Source organism: Rhizobium sp. 01T437 (assembly GCF_056398505.1).
In genome coordinates this window covers 19,124-45,715 of record NZ_JBFTPM010000012.1, presented here as the reverse complement: position 1 = coordinate 45,715, position 26,592 = coordinate 19,124, and the positions used below count along the sequence as shown (strand labels likewise).

Below are 26,592 nucleotides of genomic sequence, written 5' to 3'. Positions count from 1 at the left end.
CATGGCGAAGAGCACCCGCGATCCGGGGTTTGCCGACGTGGTCGGCGACGGGGCGCTGGAGACCTTGGCAAACGGTCTCGGCTTCACCGAAGGTCCCGTCTGGCATCCTTACGAGAAATGGCTTGTCTTCAGCGACATGCCCGAAGACCGCATGTATATCCGCCGGCCTTCCGGCGCGATCGAGGATTTTCGCCGGCCGAGCAACAAGGCGAACGGCAATACGCTGGACCGCGAAGGGCGGTTGCTCACCTGCGAACATGCGATGAGCCGCGTCACGAGGCTCGAGCGCGACGGTTCGACGAGTGTCATCGCCACGCATTACAAGGGCAAGGAGCTCAACAGCCCGAACGATATCGTCGTTGCGACCGGCGGCGCGATCTATTTCACCGACCCGACCTATGGGCGGATGGAATATTATGGCGTGCCACGGCCGCAGGACCTCTCCTTTCAGGGCGTCTACCGCGTCGATCCCGACGGTTCCAACTTAACGCTGCTGGTGGATGATTTCGCCCAGCCGAACGGGCTCTGCTTCTCGCTTGATGAATCGCGCCTCTTCGTCAACGACACCGAGCGCCAGCATATCCGGGTCTTTGCCATCTCGCCGCGGGGCGAGCTCACGGGCGGGGCGGTCTGGGCCGAGACGAAAGGAGAGGCGCCGGGTGCGCCTGACGGCATGAAGATCGACAGCTGCGGCAACGTCTATTGCTGCGGGCCGGGCGGCATCCATGTCTTCGATCCTTCGGGCCATATGCTCGGCGTCATCCGCACGCCGGAGCCGACCGCCAATTTCGCCTTCGGTGACGAGGATCTGAAGAGCCTGTATATTACCGCCTCAAGTTCGCTGCACAGGCTGAGGGTGCGCGTGCCGGGGTTAAGACTGTTCTGACATCCGGGAAACCGGCTAGCAGGAGTGGCTGCCGATGGAGGATCGGCGCCATGGATGTCCAAGCATCCGATCGACGGATTGCCGGAGAATGACCGGCGCCGGGTGAAAGCCTTTCACTCAAGGCCAAACAACTTAGGGAGGATTGAAATGCGTAAAGTCTTCGTACTTGCCAGCCTTGCCGCACTGCTCGCATCGGGCACGGCCTTTGCCGACACGAGCGGCAAGAAAATCGCCTTCTCGAACAATTATGCTGGCAATTCCTGGCGCCAGGCGATGCTCAAGAGCTATGACATCGTGACCAAGAAGGCCGTCGCCGACAAGGTCGTGGGCGCGGCCGACGTCTTCACGACGGCCGACCAGGAAGTGCCAACCCAGGCCGCCCAGATCCAGAACCTCATCCTGCAGGGCTATGACGCGATCGTCATCAACGCCGCTTCGCCGGATGCGCTGAACGGCGCCGTCAAGCAAGCCTGCGAAGCAGGCATCGTCGTCGTCTCCTTTGATGGTATCGTCAACGAGCCTTGCGCCTATCGCGTCGTCGTTGATTTCGAGGACATGGGCAAACAGGAAATCGCGCAGATGATGGCGTTTCATCCGGAAGGCGGGAACCTCTTGGAAATCCGCGGCCTTGCCGGCACCTCGATCGACGATTCCATCCACAAGGGCCTGATCGAAGCCGTTGCCGCTCATCCGGAATTCAAGATTGTCAATTCGGTTACCGGCAACTGGGACCAGACGACGGCGCAAAAAGCAGTCGCGACCGTTCTCCCCTCGCTGCCCGATATCGTCGGCGTCATCACCCAGGGCGGCGACGGCTACGGCGCGGCTCAGGCCTTTGCCGCCGCCGGCAAGCCGCGCCCGACCATCATCATGGGGAACCGTCAGGACGAGCTGCAATGGTGGAAGGAGCAGAAGGCCAAGGACGGTTACAAGACCTGGTCCGCCTCGATCGCGCCCGGTGTCTCGACGCTCGCCTTCTGGGTCGCCCAGCAGGTGCTCGACGGCCGCAAGGACATCCCACACGATCTCCTGGTGCCTTATCTCGCGTTTACGCAGGATGATTTCGAGAAGCATCTGACGGATATTCCCGTCGGCAGCGTTGCCACCAAGGAATATACGCAAGCCGATGCCATCGAAGCCATAAAGGCCAATATCAAGTGATGATCGCGCCGGTGCAGGCTGTGGCCAACCGGATCATCGTCAGCCTCCGCGGCGCCGAAAAACATTTCGGCGCCGTGAGGGCCCTTGATGGCGTCGATTTCGACGTTCGCGCCGGCGAATGCGTCGGGCTCGTCGGCCATAACGGCGCCGGCAAGTCGACGCTGATGAACATGCTGGCGGGAACGCTGGTGCTCGACCGCGGCAGCATGACGGTCGGCGAGGCGGTCAAGGAGAACTATTCTGTCATCCGCGCCCAGAGGTTCGGCATCCGCTGCGTCTTCCAGGAACTGTCGCTCTGTCCCAATCTTTCCGTTGCAGAGAATACCCGCATCAACCATCCGTCACTGCGCGGTTTCGGCTGGCACGGGCGTGCCGCCGAACTGATTAGCGCCAAGCTCGACGAGATCTTTCCCGAGCACGGCATCGATGCCTCCGATATCGTCGCGGATCTGTCGATCGGGCGACGGCAGATGGTGGAGGTCGCCCGCGCCTTCACGGTGACGGAGGACCCGCTGAACCTCGTCATCCTCGACGAGCCGACCTCTTCGCTCGATGCCCAGACCGCTGGCCAGCTGCTCGCCTTCGTCCGGCGCTTCGTTGCGGCCGGCGGCAGCTGCATCCTGATTTCGCATGTGCTTGGCGAGGTGCTGCAGAATGCCGACCGCATCGTCGTCATGCGCGACGGCAAGGTCGTGGCCGCCGATGCGGCACGTGCCTATGACCGCGACCGGCTGGTCGCGACCATGGGTGGGGCTGCCCATCGCGAGAAAGGCGCAACGCAAACCGTCGCCGCCAAGCCGACAGGTGCGCCGCGCGTGCGGGCACGACCGGCACGTCAGGGCGATGGCGCCGAACTCGTTGCCCAATCAGGTTCCATCATCGGCCTTGCCGGGCTTGCCGGTCACGGCCAGACCGATCTGTTGCTAGCGATCTTCAATGGCGCGCGCCGCAGCAAGATCGGTATCGAGGTGACAGCACCGGTGGCCCTTGTTGCCGGCGACCGGCAGTCCGACGGTATCTTCCCGCAATGGTCGATCGCCGAGAATATCGGCATCCGGTCGCTGAAGCGGCTGCGAGCCGGCCTGCTCATCTCGCAAAAGCGCGAGGCCGAGCTTGCCGATGCGTGGAAGCGCCGGATCGGCATCCGCACGCCCGACATGAACAACAACATCCTGTCGCTTTCGGGCGGCAACCAGCAGAAGGCGCTCTTTGCCCGTGCGCTCGGCTCCGATGCCGAGATCATTCTAATGGACGATCCGATGCGCGGCGTCGATATCGGCACCAAGCTCGAAGTCTACGATCTCATCCGCCAGGAGGCCGCCAATGGCCGCACCTTCATCTGGTATACGACCGAGACGGAAGAGCTCGACAATTGTCACCATGTCTACGTCTTCAAGAACGGCCGCATCGTCGCCAACCTCACGCGCGACGAGCTGACCGAGGAGAAGATCATCCAATCCTCCTTCGTCGAGGCAAGCTGAGATGACATTCGTTTCGCTGAACAATTCCCTCATGCGCCCGGCCCGCAGCAGCGCCGGAAGGGCACGCACCCTGCGCGCCATGCTGCCGGCGCTCTCGCTGGCTCTGGTGCTGATTGCGATCGCCTGGCTCAATCCGCGCGCCATCTCCTATTTCGGCTTCAGCCTGATGCTGAACCTCGCGATCCCGATTGCGCTCGCCACCATCGCTCAGATGTTCGTCATCGCCGGCAACGAGCTCGATCTTTCGATCGGCACCTTCGTCGGTTTCGTCGGCTGCGTCACCGCCACCTGGCTGCGCGACGCGCCGCTGCTCGGCATCGTCGTGCTGCTTGGTTCGATTGGTGTCTATGCGCTGCTCGGCGCGCTGATCCACCTGCGCAACCTGCCGTCGATCGTCGTGACGCTCGGCATGAGCTTCGTCTGGCAGGGGCTGGCGATCCTCGTGCTGCCCAAACCCGGCGGCAAGGCACCGGAGTGGCTGCAGGCGATCACCTCCTTCAAACCGCCCTTCATTCCTTTTCCGATCGTCGCTGCGATCGTCATTGCCGCCGTCGTCTATTTCGGCCTGATGCGCACCTCCTACGGCGTCATCCTGCGCGGCTCGGGCGGCAATCCGGCAGCGCTAGCGCGGGCCGGCTGGTCGCTCTTGCGTACCAAGATCACACTCTTTGCCTTGGCCGGAAGCTTCGGCGTGCTCTCCGGCATGACGCTGATCGGCATTACCTCGTCGGGCGATGCCAATATCGGCAATGGCTATACGCTGCTATCGATCGCCGGCGTCATTCTCGGCGGCGGCGAATTCATGGGTGGGCGCGTGTCGCCGATCGGCGCGGTCATCGGCGCGCTGACGCTGGCGCTCGCCGCCTCGTCGCTCCTGACCTTCATGCATATTCCGCCGGACTGGCAGGTGGCAGCGAATGGCGCGATCCTCATCATCGTGCTTGCCGCACGCGCGCTCATCAGCCGCAAGGAGGCATGACATGGCGCAATTGAAGGCGCTTGCCGCAAAAGCCTGGATCTGGTCCTTCATCGGCGCTCTCGCCGCCTGGCTCGCCACCATCGCGTTTACCGGCGGATACGGCGCCGGCGGCATGCTGACGGCGGCCTTCTCGCTCGCCGTCTTCATGGTCATCGTCGGTACAGGGCAGATGTTCGTCATCACGCTCGGCCCCGGCAATGTCGATCTCTCGCTGCCGGCCAATATCGGGCTTGCCAGCGCCGTCGCGATGAAGACCATGGACGGGCAGGACAGCATGATCGCAATCGGCCTGCTTGCGGCACTCGCCAGCGGTGCTGCGGTCGGTGCCGCCAATTACCTGCTGATCTGGGCGCTGCGCATTCCGCCGATCATAGCCACGCTCTCGGCAAGCTTCATCATCCAGTCGATCGACATCAGCTATGGCCGCGGCCTGCAGATCAAGCCACCGCCGGGTTTTGCCGAATTCACCAATCTGCAGATTCTCGGCGTTCCCGTGCTGGCGCTCGTCACCATCCTGTTCACGTTGGGCGCCGGTGTTGCGCTCCATCGGATGATCTACGGGCGCTCGGTGCTGGCGATCGGGCAGAATATCCGCGCCGCCTGGCTTGCGGGTGTTCCTGTCGCGCGCATCCGCTTCCTCACCTATACACTCTCGGGTACGCTCGGCGGTCTGAACGGGGCGCTGCTTGCCGGCTATTTCCGCGGCGCAAATGTCGATATCGGCAATGAATATCTGCTTTCCTCGATCGCCGTCGTCGTCATCGGCGGCACCTCGGTGGCGGGCGGCAAGGCCAATGTTCCCGGCATCTGGGGGGCTGCCCTTTTCCTCGTGCTTCTGCTCACCATGCTCAACACATTCGGCGTCAGCGCCGGCGTGCGCCTGCTGCTCACCGGCCTCATCATCGTCGGCGTCATCACCGCTGCTGGAGGCAAACGCTCATAAGATAGTCAGGCGCGCGCGCCCCGCCTAAGCGACCCCAAGCCCAGATTTCGGGATCATTGGCTCAGGCGCGAACTCGTGACATTCCGATCTGGCCGCTTCAATAATCCGGATTGGACGAGAATACAGTCCGAACCAGACGAGATTCGACTGGCCATTTGGACGTCGCAGACGGGGAATAAATGACTGGCGGAAAGCGCGCCTAAAAATCGGCGACTTTGCCCCAGACCGATCTCTTGAACCGCTCGGGATGATAGGGCCTGGGATCGACGATCGGCGTGTTGCCGCTGACGATATCGGCGATGAGATGGCCGGCGCCGGGACCGATGCCGAAGCCATGACCGCTGAAGCCGGCCGCCAGAATGAAGCCAGGTATCGACGTGATCTCGCCGATCCCGGGCACTCCATCCGGCGTGCTGTCGACATAGCCTGCCCAGGCGGCGGTGATTTGCGTCGTCTCGAGGTCAGGCAGAAGCTCCAGTGCGCGCGCATGGGTGCGCCGGATCGTCGCCTGGTCGACCTTCGGATCGAGAATACGCATCCGCTCCATCGGGGTGGGTGCGTCCAGCCGCCATCGCCTCAAGGTTTCGTGGCCGGATCTCATTCCCTCCCATCCGCCGGGGGCCAGGCTTCGCCAACGCCGGATGAACATCGGCAGAAACTGCGGCGCATAACGCAATTGCTGCGGCGTCAGGTCGACGCGACCGCCGCCGCTAATGGCGAGCGTATAACCGCCGTCGCCGCGGCGCGTGGCGGAGACGGCGGAGGTGTGCAGCGCATCGGGCAGGGCTGCGGCAGGGGGGGAAACCGAAAGGATCGACGAGCGGATCGAGGCCTGCGGAAAGCGTATGCCGAGCTGATGGCAGAAGGAGGAAGCCCAGGCGCCTCCGGCGAGAACCGCAGTCCTGGTGCGAATGGTGCCGTGTTCGGTTACGACGGCGCAAAGACGCCCGCCCTCGGTTTCGATGCCGCGGGCGGCACAGGATTGGCGCACGGTGCCCCCGAGCTTCAGGATCGCGCGTGCGACGGCCGGAGCAGCATTCGCCGGGTCGGCGGTCCCATCCGTCGGGGAGAAGACGCCGCCCTTCCACGATTTGCCCGTCGCACGGCCGCGCTCGTTCGCCTGAGCGCCGTCGAGCATATGGGTGGTGACACCGGCCGTGCGGGCAAAGTCACGCCAACGCGCCCAGCCGGCCAGCTCCTCGTCGCTGTTGCTCAGATAGAGAAGCCCGCAGCGCCGAAACCCGGGATCCTCACCGGATTCGGCTGCGAAACGTTCCCACAGATCGAGGCTCTTCGTTGCCATCGGCAGCTCCCGCGCATCGCGGTTCTGTTGGCGGCACCAGCCCCAGTTCCGGCTCGACTGTTCCGCGCCGATCCGGCCCTTCTCGACGAGAACGACCTTCAGGCCCCGCAGCGCCATGTAGTATGCGGTAAAGACGCCGATGATGCCGCCGCCTATCACCACGGCATCGGCAGCCGCGGGAAGTGCAAGGGGTGACTCAACGAATTTCAGGGGTGCTGGCATGAAGCGCTCTCCGGTTACGGCATAATCTAGCGGGGATTGCGGATACGGCGTTGCTGGAGTTCGACCGGCTTGCAGCAGAACATGCCGTCTTGCCGGAAGTAGGCAGACAGTTGTGCTTGGCGCCAACACGCAAAACGAAATAGACAGGCAGGGGCAATGTGTTACCTTCGATCAAGGCAGGGCTGCAGCATAATCTGCCGCATCCCGGCGGTCGCAACCCGAAAAGGTGCTTCGTGAAACTCGATCGAATCGACGTCAAGATCCTCCACGAACTGCAAAAGAACGGGCGCATCACGAATGTGGAACTGGCCGATCTCGTCGCCCTGTCCCCGAGCCCTTGCCTGATGCGGGTGAAAAAGCTGCAGGCGGAGGGCTACATCGAAGGTTATTCGGCGCAGATCAACGTCGGCAAGCTTGGCCAGACCCTGACGGTCTTTACCGAGATCACCCTGAAGAACCATCGGCAGATCGATTTTGCCCGCTTCCTTTCGGCGATCGAAAAGGTCGAGCAGGTCATCGAGTGCCATCTGGTGTCCGGTGGCTATGACTACCTCGTCAAATTCGTCACGTCGGGGATCGGCGAATATCAGACGATCATGGAACGTCTCACCGACATGGATGTCGGCATCGACAAATATTTCAGCTTCGTCGTCCTGAAATCGCCGATCGTCAGAGCGCATATGCCGCTGACGAGCCTGTTTCCGCTCTGAGCCGTCCGGCCAAGGTGCGCGGGGCATGGGATCGCAGCGCCGATCCTAACCCCTGCTATAGGCACGCACCAGTTCCGGATCCTGCGTCAGCTCGTCGAGCCAGGCCGGATCGAGCTTCGGCACCGAGGAGAAGAGCAGCTGGGAGTAGGGATGCTGCGCTGCCTTGATTTTCGCTGGCGTGATTTCCTCGACCTTCCTGCCGTCATACATCACGACGATCTCGTCGCAGATCGCCTCCACCACCGAAAGATCGTGGCTGATGAAGATGTAGGAGAGGCCGAGTTCCCGCTGCAATTCCTTGAGGAGATCGATCACGGCGGCTGCCACAACTGTGTCGAGAGCCGAGGTAATCTCGTCGCACAGGATCAGTTTCGGATCGGCGGCAAGCGCCCGGGCGAAATTCACGCGCTGCTTTTGCCCGCCCGAAAGCTCTCCCGGCCGGCGATGGCGAAGGCTGCGCGGCAGGCGGACCATGTCCATCAATTCGTCGATGCGCGCGCTGCGCGCCTTGGCCGGCATGCCATGGTAGAAGACGAGCGGCCGGTCGAGTATGTCCTCGACCGATTTTGCCGGATTGAGCGCCGTATCGGCATATTGGAAGACGATCTGCATCTCGCGTAATTGATCGCGCGAGCGTTCGCGAGCGCTGTGGCCGAGTTCCTTGCCGTCGAAGACGATCTTGCCGAAGGCGGCGGGCAGGATGCCGGCGATGGTGCGGGCAAGGGTGGACTTGCCGCAGCCGGATTCGCCGATAATGCCGAGGTTGCGCCCTTTCTCGACCCTGAGGCTCACCTGCTGGACGGCACAGACCAGGGGCCGGCCGTCGGCCTGCCGCCGGCCGTAGCCGGCAACGACATCTTCGATCGTCAAGAGCGCCGCCGGCGCTGCCTTGACATTGGCGTCGGGATTGCGTGCCTTCGGCTCGAAAGCGGCGAGCAGTTCGCGCGTGTAGGGATGTTTCGCGGCGGTCAGGATTTCTTCCGTCGTGCCGGTCTCCTGGACTTCGCCGCCCTTCAGCACGACGATCCGGTCGGCGATCTGGGCGACGACGGCAAGGTCATGCGAGACGTAAACGCCGGCAATGGCTCCCTTCTTCATGGCCGACTTGAAGGCGCGCAACACTTCGATCTGCGTCGTCACGTCGAGCGCCGTCGTCGGCTCGTCGAAGATCATCAGCTTCGGGTCGCCGATCAGGGCCATCGCCGCCGAAAGGCGCTGCAGCTGGCCGCCGGAGACCTGGTGGGGGTAGCGTGTTCCGATGATCTCCGGTTCGGGCAGAGAAAGCGCCCGGAAGAGTTCGACCGCACGGCTTCTTGCCTCGTCGGCCGACATCAGCCCGTGGATGCGGGTGACCTCGATCACCTGTTCCATGATCGTGATGGCGGGGTTGAAGGCGGCGGCGGCCGATTGCGGGACGTAGGCCACCTCGGTGCCGCGCAACCTGGCGCGCTGCTTCTCGCCAAGCCGGACCATGTCCTTGCCGGCAAGCGAAACGCTGCCGCCCGAAATACGACAGCCCGGCCGCGAATGTCCCATCAGGCTCAGCGCGATCGTCGTCTTGCCGGAGCCGCTTTCGCCGATCAGCGCGACGATCTCGCCTTCGGCGATGTCGAGGCTGACGCCCCGGATGATGTCGACGCGACGGCCGGAATCGGTGGTCGCTTCGACCCTGAGGTCACGGATTTCGACGAGATTGGCCATCACTCGCTCCGATCTCGGATTTTCTGCGGCAGGTTGTCGATCAAGAGGTTCACGCTGATCGTGAGGCTGGCGATCGCAAGCGACGGGAACATGACGGCGGGAGCCCCGAAAGGCAGGCCGCCGATGTTTTCGCGCACGAGCGCCCCCCAGTCCGCATAGGGTGGTTGCACGCCAAGCCCAAGGAAGGAAAGGCCGGAAAGCAGGAGAACGATGAAGACGAAGCGCAGTCCGAGATCGGCAAGCACCGGACCCACGATATTGGGCAGGATTTCCGAGCGGATGAGATAAAGGGTGCTTTCGCCGCGGATACGGGCGACGGTGATGAAGTCCATGGAATTGACGTTGACGGCGAGCGCCCGGGCGAAGCGGTAGGACCCCGGTATGTAAATCACCGAAAGCGTCAGGATCAGCACCGGGATCGACGAACCGACGGCCGCGACCACGACGAGACCGAAGAGCTTGCCCGGGATGGAATTCAGCGCATCGAGGAAGCGGGAGAGCAGGGTATCGAGCCAGCCTCCGGTGACCGCCGCGATCATTCCGAGCACGACGCCGCTGAAGCAGGCGATGGTCACCGCCGCCAGCGAGATGCCGACCGTATAGCGCGCGCCCATCACGATGCGCGAGAAGACATCGCGGCCAAGATAATCCGACCCCATCCAGAATTGCTGGGATATCGGGCCGAAATAATCGGTATCGACGATCTCGCCGACGGGGTAAGGGATCAGCAAGGGCGCGAAAATCGCGGTGAAGGCCCAGAAGAGAATGACGGCAAGCCCGAGCAGCCCGACGAGATTGAAGCGGTAGCCGGGCCGGCGCGTCACGACGGGGCGCTGTTCGATATGGGATGTCATCGCAGCCTCGGATTGGAAAGAATGGCAACAATGTCGGCAAGCGTGATGAGGATCAGGTAGCCGAGGCAGAAGATCATCGCGCAGCTCTGGATCAGCGGCAGGTCGCGTGTGGCGACCGCATCGACCATCAGTTTGGCAATGCCGGGATAGTTGAAGATGGTCTCGACGATGATCACCCCTCCGAGGAGATAGGACAAGGACAGGGCGATCGCGTTGACGATCGGACCGAGAGCATTGGGCAGGGCGTGTCTCAGGACGATGCGGGTTCGCGACGCGCCTTTCAGGAGGGCCATCTCGACATAGGGCGTGTTCAGGGTTTCGACGACCGCGGCGCGCGTCATGCGGATCATCTGCGCGGAAACGACGAAGGTGAGCGTGATGACAGGCATGGCATAAACGCGCAGCATATCGGCAAGGGAGTGGACTTCATTGGCAAGCGACAGCGCCGGCAGCCAGCGGAGATAGACGGCAAAGACCAGCACGGCCGAGGTCGCCACCATGAACTCGGGCACGGATATCACGCCGATAGTCACAATCGTTACGATCCGGTCGTAAACGGAGCCGCGCAGCATCGCGGCGGTAATACCGAGCGTGAGTGCGATCGGCACGGAAAACAGTGCGGTCACGCCTGCGAGTTTCAGCGTATTGACGAAGCGGCCGCCGATCAGCTGGCTGATCGGCATGTCGTTGGCATAGGACGTGCCGAGATCACCCGACAGCAGGCCGAAAAGCCAGCTGAGGAACCGCAGGATAGCCGGCTGGTCCAGATGCATGGCCTTGCGCAGGCCCTCGACGGCTTCGGGCGTCGCCGCTTGCCCGAGCAGGATCGTCGCCGTGTCGCCCGGCAGCATCGTCGTGGCGAAAAACACGGCGAAGGAGACGATCATCAGGGTGATCAGGGCGATGAGCAACCGGCTCGATATGAGAGACAGCACCTCTTTGTTCACGCGCGCGCTCCCTTTGGCATTGAGACTAATATAACGCGGGGGAAAGCGGGCCGGGGACAATTTTCGTCCCCGGCTGCTCTCTTTATCAGGCTTCGAGCCAGACATATTCCGCGAAGGCGTAACCCATCTGGCCGCCGAGCGGGCTGGGTTCCAGGCCCTTGAGCTTGGCGGTGGTCGCATCGACATTGGAGAGATAGGCCGGAATGATCGTGCCGGCCTGTTCGGCGATCATGCCCTGCATCTCGTTGTAGATGGCTTTGCGCTTCTCCTGGTCGAGCAGGCCGCGCGCCTCCAGCAGCATCTTGTCGAACTTCTCGGACTTGTACTGGCTTTCGTTCCAGGGCGCGTCTGAGGCATAGAGCAGCGAGAACAGAATGTCGGGCGTCGGGCGCGGATTGATGTTGCCGAAATGGACCGGCGCCTTGAGCCAGTAATTGTCCCAGTAACCGTCCGACGGGACCCGCTGGACGTCGAGCTTCATGCCGATCTCCGCACCCGAGGCCTGGATGATCATGGCCATGTCGATCGAGGAATTCGCCGCTTCCGAAGCGACGATCGGGATCGACTGTCCGAGGACCCCGGCCTTCTGGAAGAGGAACTTCGCCTTGTCAGGATCGAAGGATTTCGGCTTGAGATTGGCGTCGCGATAGAAGTTGACGGGAGAAACCGGCTGATCGTTGCCGATTTCACCCAGGCCCCGCAGCGCCGATTTCACGATCTGCTCGCGATTGACGAGATATTTCATGCCTTCGATGAAGGACTGCTTGCTGCCGGGCTCCATGTCGAGGCGAATATTGAGATTGGTATAGTTGCCGGAAGTCGTCTTCGACAGCACGAAGCCTTCGCCCTGGCTCTCGATCAGGCGCATCGAGCGCGGATTGATCGAGGCGGCAAGATGGATGTCGCCCGATAGCAGCGCATTGACGCGGGCATTGTCGTCGCTGATCGCGAAATATTCGAAGGAATCGACGTTCGGGCCGGATTTCCAGTAGTTCTTGTTCTTGATGCCGACCGAGCGCACGCCGGGCTCGAACACTTCCCTGACGAAGGCGCCGGTGCCGTTGGCCTTGGAAAAATCGGTGGTGCCGGCGGCGACGATCATGAAGTGGTGCATCGAAAGGATCGTCGGCAGATCGGCGTTCGGATTGGCGAGCGTGATCTGCGCGGTCTGTTTGTCCACCGCTTTTACGTCGGTTATCTGCGCGGCGATCTTGGCGACCTTGGAGCCGACTGCCGGATCGAGGTGACGCTTCAGCGAGAAGACGACGTCGTCTGCGGTCAGGGGCTTTCCGTCATGGAAGGTCACGCCGCTGCGCAGCTTGACGGTCCAGACTTTCGCATCCTTGGATTCGATCGCCTCGGCAAGCTCCATCTGCGGCGTGCCCGTCTTATCGAGGAAGGTCAGGCGATTGTAGAAGGAGCAGCAGCGCACGTAGTCGGTCGACAGTGAGGCCTTGGCCGGGTCGAGCGTGTCGGCCGTCGAAGACGACCAGCCTGCCGCCTTCAGCGCGCCGCCGGCAACGGGCGTCGCTGCGACCGCCTTTGACGCGCGGCCGAGGATCAGCCCGCCGGCCGACATCGCGACGCCGCCTGCCAGCATCATCTGAAGAAGCTCCCGCCGGGTCGCCCCGCGGCGGATGGCGTTTTCGATCTTTGCGTCGTCCGACGCAGTCCAGTTGGTGGTTCTATCGTTCATGTCATTCCCCTTTTTGTCGTCTGGTTGGGGGCTGCCCGTCTCCACGCGGGCTTGGCCCTGGTCGGGTCTTACCGCAGATCAGTTCCGCGCTGCGGCCACGGCCTCGGCAAGGCCGGCCATTGATGTAAAGTGGTAGTCGGGTTGCGTGAATTCGGCAGGTTCGATGGTGCCGCCATATCCCGTCTGGGCGTGGCGGCGTTCGATCCAGCAATTGGCCAAGCCGAGCGCGCGCGAGATGCCGATGTCATGATATTGGCTCTGGGCCACGTGCAGAATATCGCTTTTGGACAGGCCCTCGCGGGCCACGAAGTCGAAGACACTCTCGAAGAATGCCGGGTCCGGCTTTTCCGTACCGGTGTCGTCGGCCGTGAAGGCGGCGTGGAACGGGTTGCCGAGCTCTGCGGAGAAATGGTCGAAAGCCCAGCGGCGGGCATTCGTCATGGCGATCAGGCGGTAGTTGCGGGCAAGCCGCGCCATCGCAGCCGCGCTGTCGGGAAATGCCTTCCATGTCCTGGCGGAATCGCGCAGGCGCTCGCCATGGCGCTCATCGGCCGGCAGTCCGAGATCGGGCGCGATCGCGAGATAGACCCGCACGAGATCATCGGGGAACAGGGACGCATCCTCGCTGTAACGGGCAGAGCGGTAAAGACACAGTGCCTCCTCGCCATCGATCGTCACACCCGCTTCGGCGGCGATCTCCTGAAGGCAGGACGTCAGGCCGCTCTCGAAATCGATCAACGTTCCGACGACGTCGAAACTCATATATTTGAATTCAGGCAGAGACTTCGTCATTTCGTGTCCCCAGTGTCAGGCAGCAAGCGGCAAGGCAGGCAGCCGCTTGGCCAAATCTATGTCGTTCCCAGCCCGGCTTTGCGCCGGGTCCTTATGGTGAGCCCCTGTTTTTCAGGGGGCTCGACTTCTGCTCACGTGGAGTTTGGCACCTTCTGCGCATGGTTTGCGCCGAATAGGCGCCATGACGCGGCACAAAATTCCGAATATCGGCATCCGGCGGTATTTCGCCGGCTGCGGTTCAATCCCTCAGCGCCCGTCTGACGTCGGGGTCCTCCAATGTCTGGTCGAGCGTCTTGAGGGTTCTTTCCAGGATCGCGTCGATATCGGCATCGGTGCAGCAAAGCGGGGGGGCGTAACCCAGAACACCGTTGGCGAAGGCGCGGATCACCAGACCGTTTTCCCAGGCGCGGTCGAAAATGCGCCGGGCAGGCTGCGCCTCGGCGGGAAGCGGCGTGCGGGCCGCCTTGTCGGTCACGAGTTCGATGGCGGCCAGCATGCCCCGACCGCGCACGTCGCCGACCAGGGGATGATCCCTCATCGCTTGAAGGCCCGCCATCAGCCGGGCTCCTGATTTGACGCCGTTCTCCAGCAGCCCGCCCTCGTAGAGCTTCAGCACTTCAAGGGCGACGGCGGCGCTGACCGGATGGGCGGAATAGGTATAGCCGTGACCGACCGCCGAAGCGCCCGCGCCATCGGCGATCACCTGGTAGACGTGGTCGGCCATGAAGACCGCGCCCATCGGCACATATCCCGAGGTCAGCCCCTTGGCTGTTGTCATGAAGTCGGGAACGATCTCCTCTTGCGAGCAGGCAAACAGCGGCCCGGTGCGGCCAAAGCCGGTGATCACCTCGTCGGCGACGAAAAGAATGTCGAGCTCGCGGCAGAGGTCGCGCATGGCCTTCAGCCAGCCCTTGGGCGGCACGATGACGCCGCCCGATCCCTGGATCGGTTCGGCATAGAAGGCGGCGACGCGGTCCGCACCGATCGCCTCGACCTTGGCGCGGAGCGCTGCAAGCGATGCCGCGATGATCGATTGCGGATCGTCGCCGACGGGATTGCGATAGGGGTAGGGTGATGGAATCTTGTGCTGCCAGTCGAAGGGAATGCCGAAGCCGGCGTGGAAGCTCGGCAGCGCGGTCAATCCCGCTCCCGCCGTCGAGGAGCCGTGATAGCCCTGCTCCATCGAAATGAACTGGTCGCGCTGCGGCTTCCCCCGGGCGATCCAGTAGTAGCGGATGAAGCGGATGGTGCTGTCGACGGCGTCGGAACCGCCGAGCGTGAAATAGATGTGGTTCAGATCTCCCGGCGCGCGCTCGGCGAGTTCGGCGGCAAGGCGGATGGCCGGTTCCGAACCCAGGCCGAAATAGGCCGTCGCATAAGGCAGTTCACGCATCTGACGCGTTGCGGCCTCGACGATCGATTGGTGGCCGTAGCCGGCATTGACGCACCAGAGACCGGCGAAGCCGTCGATCAGCTGGCGGCCGTAGGCGTCGGTCACCGTCGCTCCCTTGGCGGAGGCGAGAACCCGCACGCCCTGCGCTTCATGGCCGCGATAGGAGGCAACGGGATGAACGAGATGGGCGCGGTCGAGCGCGATGAGAGAATTGCTGTACATGAAGGTCTCCTGCCTCAGCCGAGGGCCTGATTGACGAGTGCGAAAGTGGCAGCGGCCGGATCGGCGCCGCGTGGGATTGCCGGCTTTGCCATGGCGATCCCGCCTCCGACATGGGCAAGGCCCTGTGCGGCAAGCCAGGGCGCCAGCCCGGTATCGACGGTCGTATCGACCCGCAAAAACTGCCCGGAGCGCCGGGCGATGAAGTGGGCGGCAAGGGCTTTGGCATCGTCGAGGCCGGCGGCAACGACGGGACCGATGACCTCGCCGCGGCCGAAAGTCCGAAGCGCGGCAAAGCCGCAAACGCGGCCGTCCCGGCGCATCACCGCAAATTCACCTGCCTTGGCGAGGTAGGCGAGCAATTGCCTGCGATCAGCGCCGAAGGCGCGGCGGTCAAGGCCGTTGATCGCATCCATGTCGCCGTCGGCCGCCGCTTCCGTCCCCGGAAGAGCGGCAATCTCTCCCGCCACGCCCTGATGCTGCCGGATGGCGCCCGTCTTCTGGAAGCCGAGCCTTTCATAGAGCGGCAGGCCTTGCTCGGTCGCAACCAGCCGGAGGGGGCGGCTGCCCGCAATCTCCAATGCGGCGTCCATCAGCTTGCGGCCAAGGCCGCGTCCACGCATGGCTTCGTCGACGATCACCATGTTGATGGCGGCGCAGTCGGCCTCGTAGATCGTCGTCAGCACGGTTCCGACGACGCGGCCCCCTTCGATCGCAACGGCGCCTTTGCTGAGGGCAAGGGCCATCTGCCAATCCTCCAGCCGGTGCGGCCAGCCCGCTTGCCGGGAGAGCTGGACGGCGGCCTCCAGGTGTTCGGGGCCGAATGCCACGAGATCGATCTGACTTGTCTGCATTGCGATGTCCTTCCTCTCTTGCCGGGAAGTGTGGTGCAGGTTCGACCGGCAGATCGTCTGAAGGCGCCGGTCCCGGCAGTATCTTATAGCGTTGCCCGGACGGCCCGCCGCATCTTATGCTGGCAGGCGCAATCGCTTCACACACCTTTCCGGCAAACGAGCCTTGGCGGCGTCGCCCGCACGCAACCTTCTGCCAAAGCCGGCTCGCGATACGAAACATTCTGCTTCGGCGGTCCGGATTTCAGTCGAGCGGACCGCTGGAGCGCAGCCTATGATGAAGGCAGGCGAAACAGCTGGAACATTCAGGACACCGTCATGGCTCACTTCCGTCCGAAATACATCACCTTCGACTGCTACGGCACGCTGACGAACTTCCAAATGGCCGAAGCCGCTCGCGATCTCTACGGCGAACAGCTGAGCGAACCTCAGATGGTGGAGTTCACCAGGAACTTCGCCGCCTATCGTCTCGACGAGATCCTGGGCGACTGGAAGCCCTACAACGAGGTGGTGCACAATTCCCTCGAGCGGGCATGCAAGCGCAACGGCATAATATTCCGCGAGGAAGCCGCACGGATGGTCTATGAGCGGGTGCCGAGCTGGGGACCGCATGCCGACGTTCCCGAGGGGCTTGCAAAAGTCGCCAAGGAAATCCCGCTGGTCATCCTCTCCAACGCCATGAACGCGCAGATCATGTCGAACGTCGAAAAGCTCGGGGCGCCATTCCATGCGGTCTATACCGCTCAGCAGGCCAATGCCTACAAGCCGCGTTTCAAAGCCTTCGAATACATGTTCGACATGCTGGGCTGCGGTCCCGAGGACATTCTCCATTGCTCGTCGTCCTTCCGCTACGACCTGATGTCGGCCCATGACCTCGGGATCAAGAACAAGGTCTGGGTCAATCGCGGCCACGAGCCTGCCAATCCCTATTACGGCTATGTCGAAATCGCTGATATTTCGGGCTTGCCCGGCGTCGTCGGGCTCTGAGGGAGAGCCGTGGCGATGAAGCTCCAATCCTACTGGCACGATACGGCTCCGCCCTTCGCCAACGCCACGCAAGGACCTGTGGAAGGCCACTATGACGTTGCGGTCGTCGGCGCCGGCTTTACCGGGCTTGCCGCGGCGCGCCAGCTCGCCAAGGCGGGTGTCCGCGTCATCGTGCTGGAGGCCGAAAGGGTCGGATGCGGAGCCTCGGGGCGCAACGGAGGCCATCTCAACAACGGCCTTGCCCATAGCTTCCTTGCCGCCAAGGCCGAGCTCGGCAAGGAGCGCGCCATCGCGCTCTATCGGGCGTTCGATGCCTCGATCGACACCATCGAGGCGATCATTGCCGAGGAAGGGATCGACTGTAATTTCCGCCGGGCCGGAAAACTCAAGCTCGCATCCAAGCCGCAGCATTACGATGCGATCGCCCGCAATTTCGAGGCGGTCCACGCGGAAGTGGATGCCGAGACGGCCCTGTTGTCGGCGAGCGACCTGAAAAGCGAGGTGGGCTCTGTCTTTCATGGCGCGATGCTGTCTAGGAAAAGCGCGATGATGCATATGGGGCGCTATGTCGTCGGACTGGCGGGGGCCGCCAGGCGCCATGGCGCGACGATCGCCGAAAAGGCCTCCGTCACCGACCATCGCCAGGCGGACGGCAAACACCTGCTGAAGACGATAAAGGGCATGGTGACAGCGGATCAGGTGCTGATCGCCACCGGGGCCTATACGACGCCCAACTTCGGGTATTTCCGCCGTCGCATCATCCCGGTCGGCAGCTTCATCATCGCCACGCGACCGCTGACGGAAACGGAAATTGCGGCGACGATGCCCGGCAATCGCACCTGCGTCAACTCGATGAACATCGGTAACTACTGGCGCCTGGCGCCTGATAACCGGCTGATCTTCGGGGGGAGGGCGCGCTTCTCGGCCACATCCGATCAGCGTTCCGATGCCAAAAGCGGCGCGATATTGCACGACAGCCTCAGCCGGATCTTTCCGCAGCTTGCCGATGTCGGGATCGACTATTGCTGGGGCGGGCTGGTCGACATGACCAAGGACCGCTATCCGCGCGCCGGATATCAGGACGGTGCCTGGTTTGCGATGGGTTATTCCGGCCATGGGGCGCAGTTCTCCACCCATCTCGGAATGACGATCGCCGACGCGATGCTCGGCCGCCCGGACCATAATCCGCTCAAGGGACTGGAATGGCCGGCAGTTCCCGGCCATTTCGGCAAACCCTGGTTCTTGCCGCTCGTCGGGCTCTATTACAAGATGCTCGACAAGATCCGGTAAGCCGGCTGCACCTTTCTCCATTTGGAACGGATCGAGGGGCTGCCTCCGCAACCCCTCGACTTTGCCTGCTCAGGCGAGCCCGCCGATATGGAAGGACTTCATTTCCAGATATTCCTCGATGCCGGCCTGCGCGCCTTCGCGGCCAAGCCCCGACTGCTTGACGCCGCCGAAAGGGGCGACTTCAGTCGAGATGGCGCCGGTATTGAGGCCGACCATACCGAATTCCAGCGCTTCGCCGACGCGCCATGCGCGCTTCAGGCTCTCGGTATAGAAATAGGCGGCGAGGCCGTAAGGCGTGCCGTTGGCGATCGCGAGCGCTTCTTCCTCGCTCTCGAAGCGGAAGAGAGGTGCCACCGGGCCGAACGTCTCTTCGCTGGCGAGCTGCATTTCGGTGGTGGCGCCGGTCAGCACCAGGGGCGCGGTATATTGCCGGCCGGGCGGCAGCTCCGCCTTTCTGGTGACGATCGCAGCACCCTTGGCGAGCGCATCCTCGACATGGCGATTGATCTTGGCGATCGCCGCTTCGTTGATCATCGGCCCGATCGCAATGCCTGCTTGTGTGCCCGGGCCGACCTTCATCCTGTCGACACGGGCCGCCAGCTTTTCGGCAAAGGCGTCATAGACGCCGGCCTGGACGAGAATGCGGTTCGCGCAGACGCAGGTCTGGCCGCCGTTGCGGAATTTCGAGGCGATCGCTCCCTCGACGGCGGCGTCGATGTCGGCGTCGTCGAAGACGATGAAAGGGGCATTGCCGCCGAGTTCCAGGGAAAGCCGCTTCACGCTGTCGGCAGCACCGCGCATCAGCAGCGAGCCAACGCGGGTCGAGCCGGTGAAGGAAATCTTGCGAACCGTCTCGTTGGCCATGATCTCGTCGCCTATCCCGGCGGGTAAGCCGGTGACGATGTTGATCACGCCGGCGGGAATGCCGGCCTTTTCCGCAAGCCAGCCGATGGCGAGCGCCGAGTAGGGCGTGAATTCGGAGGGCTTGATGACGACGGTGCAGCCGGCGGCAAGTGCGGGTGCGACTTTCCGGGTAATCATCGCATTGGGGAAGTTCCAGGGCGTGATGATGCCGCAGACGCCTACCGGCTCCTTCAAGACGACGATGCGGCGGTCCGGTGTTGGCGAGGGGATCGTGTGGCCGCCGATGCGGCGGGCTTCCTCGGCAAACCATTTGACGAAGGAGGCGCCGTAGCGGATTTCACCGCGGGCCTCATCGAGCGGCTTGCCCTGTTCCGTGGTCAGGATCAGCGCCAGATCCTCGATATGGTCGATCATCAGGGCGTGCCATGCCTCCAGGAGCGCGGCACGCTCGGCATGCGTCTTCTTCTTCCATGGGCCATGGGCCGCTTGCGCGGCCTCGATAGCGGCGCGCGTTTCGGCCGCTCCCATGTCGGGCACCGTCCCGATGACCGCCTGGGTGGCCGGATCGATGACGTCGACGCTGTTGCCGGAGGCGGCCGGAATCCATCTTCCGCCGACAAGTGCCTGTTGCCGAAAGAGGCCGGCTTCCTTCAAGTTCTGCATCTATCTGTCCCTGGTGAAGAAAATTAAAGCTGAGCGAGAATGGCGGCGGTGATCGCCTCGGTCCTGTCCTTGCCCGGGATCGTGCCGACGCCACCGGCAGTCGTTCGTTCGATCGCGGCAATGATGGCGCCGGCGGCTTCTTCTTCTCCGAGATGGTCGAGCATCATGGCGCCGGACCAGATGGCGGCGATGGGATTGGCAATGCCGAGATGGGCAATGTCGGGGGCCGATCCGTGCACGGGTTCGAACATCGACGGAGCGCTGCGATCCGGATTGATGTTGGCGGAGGCCGCAAAGCCCAGCCCGCCCTGAATGGCGGCGCCGAGATCGGTGAGGATATCGCCGAAAAGATTGGAAGCGACGACCACGTCGAGGCTTTCCGGCGCCATCACCATGCGGGCCGCCATGGCATCGATATGGTAGCTCGTGACCTCGACATCGGCATATTCGCCGGCAAGCTTGCGGGCGATCTCATCCCAGAAGACCATCGAAAATTTCTGCGCGTTCGATTTCGTCACGGAGGCGAGCTTGCCGCGGCGGGCACGCGCCTGTTCGAAAGCGAAGCGCAGGATGCGTTCGACGCCCGTGCGGGTGAAGATCGACGTTTCGACCGCCACCTCATCCGCCGTGCCCTGATGAACACGGCCGCCGGCGCCGGAATATTCGCCCTCGGTGTTTTCGCGGATGCAGAGAATGTCGAAGCCCTCGGACCTCAGCGGTCCCTTGACGCCCCGAAGCAGGCGATGCGGGCGGATATTGGCATATTGCACGAAAGCCTTGCGGATCGGCAGCAGCAGGCCATGCAGCGATACCGAATCCGGTACCTCCGCAGGCCAGCCGACCGCGCCGAGCAGGATGGCGTCGAAGCCGCGCAGCGTCTCGATACCGTCGGCCAGCATCATCGTGCCGGTTTGCTTGTAGAAGGCGCAGGACCAGGGGAATTCCTGGCCATCGAGCGTAAAGCCGGCCTTGTCGGCCGCCTTCTGCAGCACCGTCCAGGCGGCGGCGGTGACATCGCGCCCGATGCCGTCGCCGGGAATGAGAGCGATCCGGTAGCTTGTCATGGCAATATCCTCCTCAAAGGCTGATCAAGACGCTCTTGCTCTTGCGGTTGGCATGATAGGCCTCGCGGCCGAGATCCTTGCCGATGCCCGACTGCTTGTAGCCGCCGGTCGGGAGGATATGATCGCGTGAGCGGTTGTATCGATTGACCCAGACCGTTCCGGCCTGCAGGCGGCGGGTGAGCCGGATTGCCCGGGAAAGGTCGCGGGTGAAGAGCCCCGCCGCCAGACCGTAGGTAGGATGGTCCGCCAGCAGGAGCGCCTCTTCCTCGTCCCGGAATGTCTGAAGCGTGAGCACTGGACCGAAAATCTCTTCGGTGATGGCGGGCGAATTCCCGCCGATCCCGGAAATGAGAGTAGGCCTGTAGAAATAACCGGGAGCATCCATCGGATTGCCGCCGGTCAGGCATTCGCCACCGGCCTTAACCGCTGCGGAGACGATCGAATGAATGCGATGCTGCTGCCTTTCTGAAATGATCGGGGAATATTGTGCCGCGCCATCCCAGGTCGGAGCGGCAACGGCGGTCTTCATCCGGGCAATGATCGCTTCCACAAGCGGGCCGGCGCCGGCCTCCTCGACGATGAGGCGGGAGCCGGCGACACATGCTTGGCCGGCGTTGCTCATGATGCCGGCGGCAATTGCGGCGGCCGCCTTGTCGATATCTGCATCCGCAAAGACTAGCTGCGGGCTCTTGCCGCCAAGCTCCAGCGTCATCGGCTTAATGCCGCTCCGGGCAATGTTTTCCATGATCGCCGATCCCGCCCGCGTGGAACCGGTGAAGCTCACCTTGCTGATGCCGGGATGCCCTGTTATCGCCGTGCCGGTGACCGGGCCGTCCCCCAGCACGACATTGATCAGCCCGGCCGGCAGGCCGGCGCGAAGCGCGATCTCGGCGAGGCGGATGGTCGAAAACGGCGTCATCTCGGACGGCTTCAGAATAACGGCATTGCCGGCGGCAAGCGCCGGGCCGAGCTTCCATGCCGCCATCGATACCGGAAAATTCCACGGCGTGATCGCGCCGACGACGCCATAGGGTTCCGTCATGATCATGCCGAGATTGCCGTCGTCGGTCGGCACGAGATCGCTTCCTTCCTTGTCGGCGAACTCCGCGAAGAAACGGATCTGTTCGGCCGAAACCGCAATATCGCCCTCCAAGAGATGGCCGACGGGACGGGTGGACGACAGCGCCTCCAGCCTTGCGAGATCAGGAGCCTCCTGCTCGATCAGGTCAGCCCATCGGTGCAGCACCTTCAAGCGTTCCCGCGGGCGAACGCCGCCCCAGTTGCTGGCCTTGAGCGCGGCTTTCGCCGATTGGACGGCCTGATCGACCAGATCCTCGCCGGCAACAGGGCAATCTGCATAGGCCTTGGAGTCGGACGGCCGGCGCATGGGAATGACGCCCTGCGCCGGTATGAGGCAATCTCCAATGAGATGCCCGATGGGAAGGGAAAGGCTGTCCGGATCGAAACTCAGCGTCATGGCAATACCTCGCATCACTGAGAGCAAGGCTAGCCGATCGGCCGAAGTAGCTTGATCCGATGGAAGCCGAGACGACAGCGGAAAAACCCGTTCTGCCGCCGCCCCACAGCTTATTGTTTGGCGCCTTCATCGGCATGGCGTCATCGGCAGCGAAGCGCTTCCCGCACGAGCCTTCAGGCCATGACGGTGACGTAAATCTTGCGGACCGTTTCGATGGTCTTCCAGACACCGACGAAACCGGGCTTCATGACGAAACTATCGCCCGTCTTGTAGACGACGGGATCGCCGCCCTCCGGTGTGATTTCGACGATGCCGGACAGGATGTGGCAGAATTCGAATGTCTCGCCCTTGGTCGAGCGCGTGACGCCGGGAGTGGCTTCCCAGATGCCGGTATGGATCATCTCGCCGCGGGCAACGTCCTGCGCCCAGGTCTTGAACTCGGGACTGCCTGAGATCAGCCGCTCCGGCAGCGGCAGGTTTTCACGCGGCGCAAAGGAAGGGTTGGGGTCGATGGTCTTGAGAAGCGGCATGGTTTTTCCTTTCGAGGATTAATGTCAATAGCCGCGACGGCGGTCTATCAATCCGATCGGATCCAGGCCGGCGCGCATACGCTTGATGTTTTCAGTGACGGCGCGGGCAGCGCTATCGGGCTGGGTGACGCTTGCGACATGGGGCGTGAGCAATATGCCGGGGTGGCTCCAAAAGGCGTGGCTCGCCGGCAGCGGTTCCGGATCGGTCACGTCGATCACGGCGCCGGAAAGATGACCACGATCCAGTGCCACAATCAGGGCCTCATGGTCGAGCTGTGGCCCACGGCCGGCATGTACGATCGCCGCTCCCTGCGGCAGGCGGGTGAAGAGATCGGCATTGAGGAAGCCGCGGGTTTCATCGGTCAGCGGCAGGAGGCAGACCAAAATGTCGGTCCCGGCAAGCATGGCGTTGCGCCCGGCATCCCCGGTGTGGCAGGTCACCCCCTCGATGTCATGCTCTGAGCGGCTCCAGCCCGACAGCGGAAACCCGAAAGGCTTCAGCGCCTCGAGCACGGCCCGGCCAAGCACGCCGAGGCCGAGAACGGCGATGCGACGCCCCTTAGCCTGACGTTGGGGCAGGGCCTTCCAGACTCGATCGCGCTGCTGGCCGAGATAGGCGGGCAGGTTGCGGTGAAGCGCGAGCACGGCCAGCGTCACATATTCCTGCATCATGCGCACGATGCCTTCCTCGACCATGCGCACCACCTTCACATGATCCGGCACCGCGGCGATCTCTAACTGATCGACGCCTGCGCCGATGGAAAACAGCGCCTCGAGATTGCGGTAGCGCGCGAGGTCGGCGGGGACCGTCCAGCTGATCAGGTAGCGCACGGTGTCAGGATCGACGGTCGCCGGCTCCATCGAGAAGGGCAGATCCGGCAGCTCGCGCGCGAAAATCTCCTGGAAGACGGCGCCGCGGCCGGTATCGGAATTGAAGAGAAAGGTCATCGTCCGGAATCCTTGGTCTCGGAAGCTCAGGCGCGGCAGCGGGCGGCGAGCGCCTCTACCATAGCCTGGCAGGCGGCAAGCTCGCTCGCCAGAATGAACTCGTCGGGCTTATGGGCGCGCGCTATGTCGCCGGGACCGCAGATGATCGCGTCCACGCCCGCGCGCTGGTAGAGGCCGGCCTCCGTGCCGTAGCTGACTGCCGCAACGGGTGTCTTGCCCGTCAGTTCCCGCAGGAGGTCGGCGAGCGCTACTGTCGGCGGCAGCGAGAGAGCCGGATAGGCACTTAGGATGTCCCATTCGACGGCAAAACCCCGTGCCTTCAGGGCTTCGGCGGCCGCGCGCAGACGGGCGAGCAGGGAGATGGGATCGATGCCGGATATCGCCCGCGCCTCCACCTCCAGCGTGCAGAGATCGGGAATGATGTTGACGGCCCGACCGCCGCTGATGGTTCCGGCCTGCAGAGATGAGTAGGGCGGTTCGAATGCATCGTCGAACGGGCCCAGGGAGAGATCCTGCGCCGTTTCAATCGCCGCGCTCAGCACCTCGGCCATGGCATGCACGGCGTTGAGCCCGAGATCGGGCCGGGAGGAATGGCCGGAGCGGCCCTTGATGGTGATGCGGGCGGCGGCCTTGCCCTTGTGGGCGAGGATGGCCTGCATGCCGCTCGGTTCGCCGATCACCGCGCCGAGCGGCGGTGCGCAGAGATCGGGCAGCCGGGCAAGCAGGTGGGGCACGCCGCGGCAGCCGGCCTCCTCGTCATAGGAAAAGGCAAGATGGACCGGGCGGGCAAGGGGGCTCGCCGTCAGCGCCGGGACGGCGGCGAGGACCGCGGCGAGGAAACCCTTCATATCGGAGGTGCCGCGACCGTAGAGCCGCTCGCCTGCGGCTCTCAACACGAAGGGATCGGCGCTCCAGCCCGCTTCATTCGCGGGGACGACATCCATATGGCCGGAGAGGATGTAGCCCGGTTTGTCGGAGGGGCCAATGGTCGCAAAGAGATTGGCCCGGTCGCCCTCGGGACCGGGAAGAATATGGGCTTCAATGCCGAAGGAGCGGAGATAGGCATCGATCCAACCGACGATAGCGCCATTAGACATGCCGACGACCGAGGGGAGGCCGACCAGCTTGCGGAGGATGTCGACTACATGCATGGGTATCCCCACGGCCCGTTCGCCCTGGTGACATCAAGGCGGGCGGCGAGGCTGGAGGTGTCCGGCACAGCCTTGGAAGGGCAGCGAGCGCTGACGGGGGGAGACATTCTCAACCTCTAGAGTGAACGGCGACACCGCCGACTGGAATCTTTTCCAGGACGCGAGGCTTTGGATGCCGAAAGCGTCGCTGATTTGGTTGATTGTTTCGTTGGCATGGGATTCACCAGCGATTTCTGCTTGAAGGTTTCCTATAGTCTGGCTGGGAGAGGGCGTCCGGCTATGGTTTGGCCGGCACTGCCGTGGGGATCAATTTGGAGGAAGCGCGTGGTCGCTGGGAAATCGAGACTGGTCGACAGCTTCGAGATGCGCATCACCGACATCAATACGGTCGATCTCGAACAGTTGCATGCCCTGTCGATTGGCGTCGGCTGGCCGCACCGCGCCGACGATTGGCAATTTGCTCGTGAGCTCGGCAAGGGTGTCGTGGCGCTGGATGAAGTCGGGCGCGTTTTGGGATCGGCCATGTGGTTTCCCTATGGCAAGGATTTCGCCACGATCGGGCTCGTTATCACCTCGCCGCGCCTGCAGGCCCAGGGCGCCGGCCAATGGCTGATGGACCACGTCCTCACCCAGGTTCCTCAATGCAATCTGGGTCTCAACGCCACGCGGGCGGCGCGACGCCTTTATCGATCCCTCGACTTCACCACGGAAGCCGTCGTCTCCCAATGTCAGGGCGAGGCTCGTTCTCCCGCTCCTGCGGAAACGCCGCCCACCATCGAACTTCGGACGCTCGATATCTCCGATCTCACGGCCATTGCCGCCTTGGATAGAGAGGCCTTCGGAGCGGATCGCAGCGCACTCCTCAGCCGAATTCTTCCCTCGTCCAGCGGCTTCGGGTTGACACGCAACGGAAAGATCGAAGCCTTCTCCTTCTGCCGGCAGTTTGGCCGCGGACATGTCATCGGCCCGGTGGCGGCAGCCAGCGATGCGGACGCCATCGCCGTCATCCGCCCGCACGTCATCGAGCACACGGGCAAATTCCTGCGGCTCGACACACGTGAGAAAAACGGAGCTTTTTCCGACTTCCTCGCCCATTGTGGCCTTTCCGTTTTCGATACCGTCACCACCATGTCACGCGGCCGCCCGTGGCTGGCGGTCCGGGAACGTGGGCATCCAGACACTCCGAAGATATACGCATTGGCTGGTCACGCGCTTGGCTGACCCGGATTTTTGGATCTGCATCGCCGGCAGGCGAGCCCGGCTGTCGCTTCATTAGTCGGGCAGGTGAGCGGAGGGACGGCCGGCCGTCGATTGCGATGTTGGCGATTGTTTACGCGCTGGCTTTAAAGCGGGACACGAGGTCGTGGGGCAGTCGGTCCCGCTTCTGCTGCGCAGCGCTGACGCTGAAGCTCCTGCGGCTGCCTTTTCTCACGCCCTCGTGTGACGCGAATTCCCGCTTTCCCGCCCTCCATGGTGCGGC

Annotated in this window: 23 protein-coding genes; 9 read left to right on the top strand and 14 right to left on the bottom strand. The window is 63.2% G+C overall.

Features of this window, described 5'->3' with window-relative positions; translation table 11 throughout:
- Nucleotide 1: 1 nt before the first annotated feature.
- The 5 genes from AC1DM5_RS23735 to AC1DM5_RS23715 all read left to right on the top strand — a co-directional run bounded on the left by AC1DM5_RS23735 (nt 2) and on the right by AC1DM5_RS23715 (nt 5,450).
- Nucleotides 2–886, top strand: a complete 885-nt coding sequence (locus AC1DM5_RS23735; protein WP_477975766.1) for an SMP-30/gluconolactonase/LRE family protein — start codon at nt 2–4, stop codon at nt 884–886.
- Between the two features lie 147 nt (nt 887–1,033).
- Nucleotides 1,034–2,047, top strand: a complete 1,014-nt coding sequence (locus AC1DM5_RS23730) for a substrate-binding domain-containing protein (protein ID WP_477975764.1) — start codon at nt 1,034–1,036, stop codon at nt 2,045–2,047.
- Nucleotides 2,047–3,528 carry a sugar ABC transporter ATP-binding protein gene (locus AC1DM5_RS23725; RefSeq protein WP_477975840.1) on the top strand — a complete coding sequence of 494 codons (1,482 nt, stop codon included), beginning with the start codon at nt 2,047–2,049 and terminating at the stop codon, nt 3,526–3,528. The genes AC1DM5_RS23730 and AC1DM5_RS23725 overlap by 1 nt, the downstream gene beginning before the upstream one ends.
- 1 nt (nt 3,529) lies before the next feature.
- Entirely contained in the window at nt 3,530–4,507 is a 978-nt protein-coding gene (locus AC1DM5_RS23720) for an ABC transporter permease (RefSeq protein WP_477975762.1), read from the top strand.
- 1 nt (nt 4,508) lies between these two features.
- Nucleotides 4,509–5,450 carry an ABC transporter permease gene (locus AC1DM5_RS23715; RefSeq protein WP_477975760.1) on the top strand — a complete coding sequence of 314 codons (942 nt, stop codon included), beginning with the start codon at nt 4,509–4,511 and terminating at the stop codon, nt 5,448–5,450.
- Nucleotides 5,451–5,649: 199 nt separating this feature from the next.
- On the opposite strand, the gene AC1DM5_RS23710 is transcribed toward AC1DM5_RS23715, so the two are convergent.
- The gene (locus tag AC1DM5_RS23710; protein ID WP_477975758.1) at nt 5,650–6,975 is read right to left on the bottom strand and encodes an NAD(P)/FAD-dependent oxidoreductase; all 1,326 of its coding nucleotides are present in this window, start codon (nt 6,973–6,975) and stop codon (nt 5,650–5,652) included.
- Nucleotides 6,976–7,208: 233 nt separating this feature from the next.
- Between AC1DM5_RS23710 and AC1DM5_RS23705 the strand changes: the two genes are divergently transcribed.
- On the top strand, nt 7,209–7,685 hold the full coding sequence (locus AC1DM5_RS23705; protein ID WP_113182661.1) for an Lrp/AsnC family transcriptional regulator: 477 nt from the start codon (nt 7,209–7,211) through the stop codon (nt 7,683–7,685).
- Between the two features lie 45 nt (nt 7,686–7,730).
- On the opposite strand, the gene AC1DM5_RS23700 is transcribed toward AC1DM5_RS23705, so the two are convergent.
- From AC1DM5_RS23700 to AC1DM5_RS23670, 7 genes are all read right to left on the bottom strand, one after another.
- Nucleotides 7,731–9,386, bottom strand: coding sequence for an ABC transporter ATP-binding protein (locus tag AC1DM5_RS23700; RefSeq protein ID WP_477975756.1), 1,656 nt, complete (start codon nt 9,384–9,386; stop codon nt 7,731–7,733).
- Nucleotides 9,386–10,240: an ABC transporter permease gene (locus AC1DM5_RS23695; RefSeq protein WP_477975754.1), complete on the bottom strand. Its 855-nt coding sequence runs from the start codon at nt 10,238–10,240 to the stop codon at nt 9,386–9,388. The genes AC1DM5_RS23700 and AC1DM5_RS23695 overlap by 1 nt, the downstream gene beginning before the upstream one ends.
- Nucleotides 10,237–11,187 (bottom strand): ABC transporter permease, encoded by a 951-nt coding sequence (locus AC1DM5_RS23690; RefSeq protein WP_477975752.1) that lies wholly within the window; start codon nt 11,185–11,187, stop codon nt 10,237–10,239. The genes AC1DM5_RS23695 and AC1DM5_RS23690 overlap by 4 nt, the downstream gene beginning before the upstream one ends.
- 85 nt (nt 11,188–11,272) lie before the next feature.
- Nucleotides 11,273–12,883, bottom strand: coding sequence for an ABC transporter substrate-binding protein (locus AC1DM5_RS23685; RefSeq protein WP_477975750.1), 1,611 nt, complete (start codon nt 12,881–12,883; stop codon nt 11,273–11,275).
- 78 nt (nt 12,884–12,961) lie between these two features.
- Entirely contained in the window at nt 12,962–13,675 is a 714-nt protein-coding gene (locus AC1DM5_RS23680; protein WP_477975748.1) for an HAD-IA family hydrolase, read from the bottom strand.
- A gap of 238 nt (nt 13,676–13,913) precedes the next feature.
- Complete coding sequence (locus AC1DM5_RS23675; protein WP_477975746.1) at nt 13,914–15,290, bottom strand: aminotransferase class III-fold pyridoxal phosphate-dependent enzyme; 1,377 nt, start codon at nt 15,288–15,290, stop codon at nt 13,914–13,916.
- Between the two features lie 14 nt (nt 15,291–15,304).
- Entirely contained in the window at nt 15,305–16,141 is an 837-nt protein-coding gene (locus AC1DM5_RS23670; protein WP_477975744.1) for a GNAT family N-acetyltransferase, read from the bottom strand.
- 315 nt (nt 16,142–16,456) lie between these two features.
- Between AC1DM5_RS23670 and AC1DM5_RS23665 the strand changes: the two genes are divergently transcribed.
- On the top strand, nt 16,457–17,125 hold the full coding sequence (locus tag AC1DM5_RS23665; RefSeq protein WP_477822432.1) for a haloacid dehalogenase type II: 669 nt from the start codon (nt 16,457–16,459) through the stop codon (nt 17,123–17,125).
- A gap of 15 nt (nt 17,126–17,140) precedes the next feature.
- Nucleotides 17,141–18,415, top strand: a complete 1,275-nt coding sequence (locus tag AC1DM5_RS23660) for an NAD(P)/FAD-dependent oxidoreductase (protein ID WP_477975742.1) — start codon at nt 17,141–17,143, stop codon at nt 18,413–18,415.
- Nucleotides 18,416–18,484: 69 nt separating this feature from the next.
- Here AC1DM5_RS23660 and AC1DM5_RS23655 read toward each other — a convergent pair whose 3' ends face one another.
- The 6 genes from AC1DM5_RS23655 to argE all read right to left on the bottom strand — a co-directional run bounded on the left by AC1DM5_RS23655 (nt 18,485) and on the right by argE (nt 25,112).
- The gene (locus AC1DM5_RS23655) at nt 18,485–19,942 is read right to left on the bottom strand and encodes an NAD-dependent succinate-semialdehyde dehydrogenase (protein WP_477975740.1); all 1,458 of its coding nucleotides are present in this window, start codon (nt 19,940–19,942) and stop codon (nt 18,485–18,487) included.
- A gap of 23 nt (nt 19,943–19,965) precedes the next feature.
- On the bottom strand, nt 19,966–21,006 hold the full coding sequence (locus tag AC1DM5_RS23650; protein ID WP_477975738.1) for a tartrate dehydrogenase: 1,041 nt from the start codon (nt 21,004–21,006) through the stop codon (nt 19,966–19,968).
- Between the two features lie 13 nt (nt 21,007–21,019).
- On the bottom strand, nt 21,020–22,483 hold the full coding sequence (locus AC1DM5_RS23645) for an aldehyde dehydrogenase family protein (RefSeq protein ID WP_477975736.1): 1,464 nt from the start codon (nt 22,481–22,483) through the stop codon (nt 21,020–21,022).
- A gap of 173 nt (nt 22,484–22,656) precedes the next feature.
- Nucleotides 22,657–23,013: a cupin domain-containing protein gene (locus tag AC1DM5_RS23640; RefSeq protein WP_477822437.1), complete on the bottom strand. Its 357-nt coding sequence runs from the start codon at nt 23,011–23,013 to the stop codon at nt 22,657–22,659.
- 24 nt (nt 23,014–23,037) lie between these two features.
- Nucleotides 23,038–23,961, bottom strand: coding sequence for a 2-hydroxyacid dehydrogenase (locus tag AC1DM5_RS23635; protein ID WP_477975734.1), 924 nt, complete (start codon nt 23,959–23,961; stop codon nt 23,038–23,040).
- A 26-nt stretch (nt 23,962–23,987) separates the two neighbouring features.
- Complete coding sequence (gene argE, locus AC1DM5_RS23630; RefSeq protein ID WP_477975732.1) at nt 23,988–25,112, bottom strand: acetylornithine deacetylase; 1,125 nt, start codon at nt 25,110–25,112, stop codon at nt 23,988–23,990.
- Nucleotides 25,113–25,475: 363 nt separating this feature from the next.
- Between argE and AC1DM5_RS23625 the strand changes: the two genes are divergently transcribed.
- Nucleotides 25,476–26,333 (top strand): GNAT family N-acetyltransferase, encoded by an 858-nt coding sequence (locus AC1DM5_RS23625; protein WP_477975838.1) that lies wholly within the window; start codon nt 25,476–25,478, stop codon nt 26,331–26,333.
- The last annotated feature ends 259 nt before the right edge of the window (nt 26,334–26,592 follow it).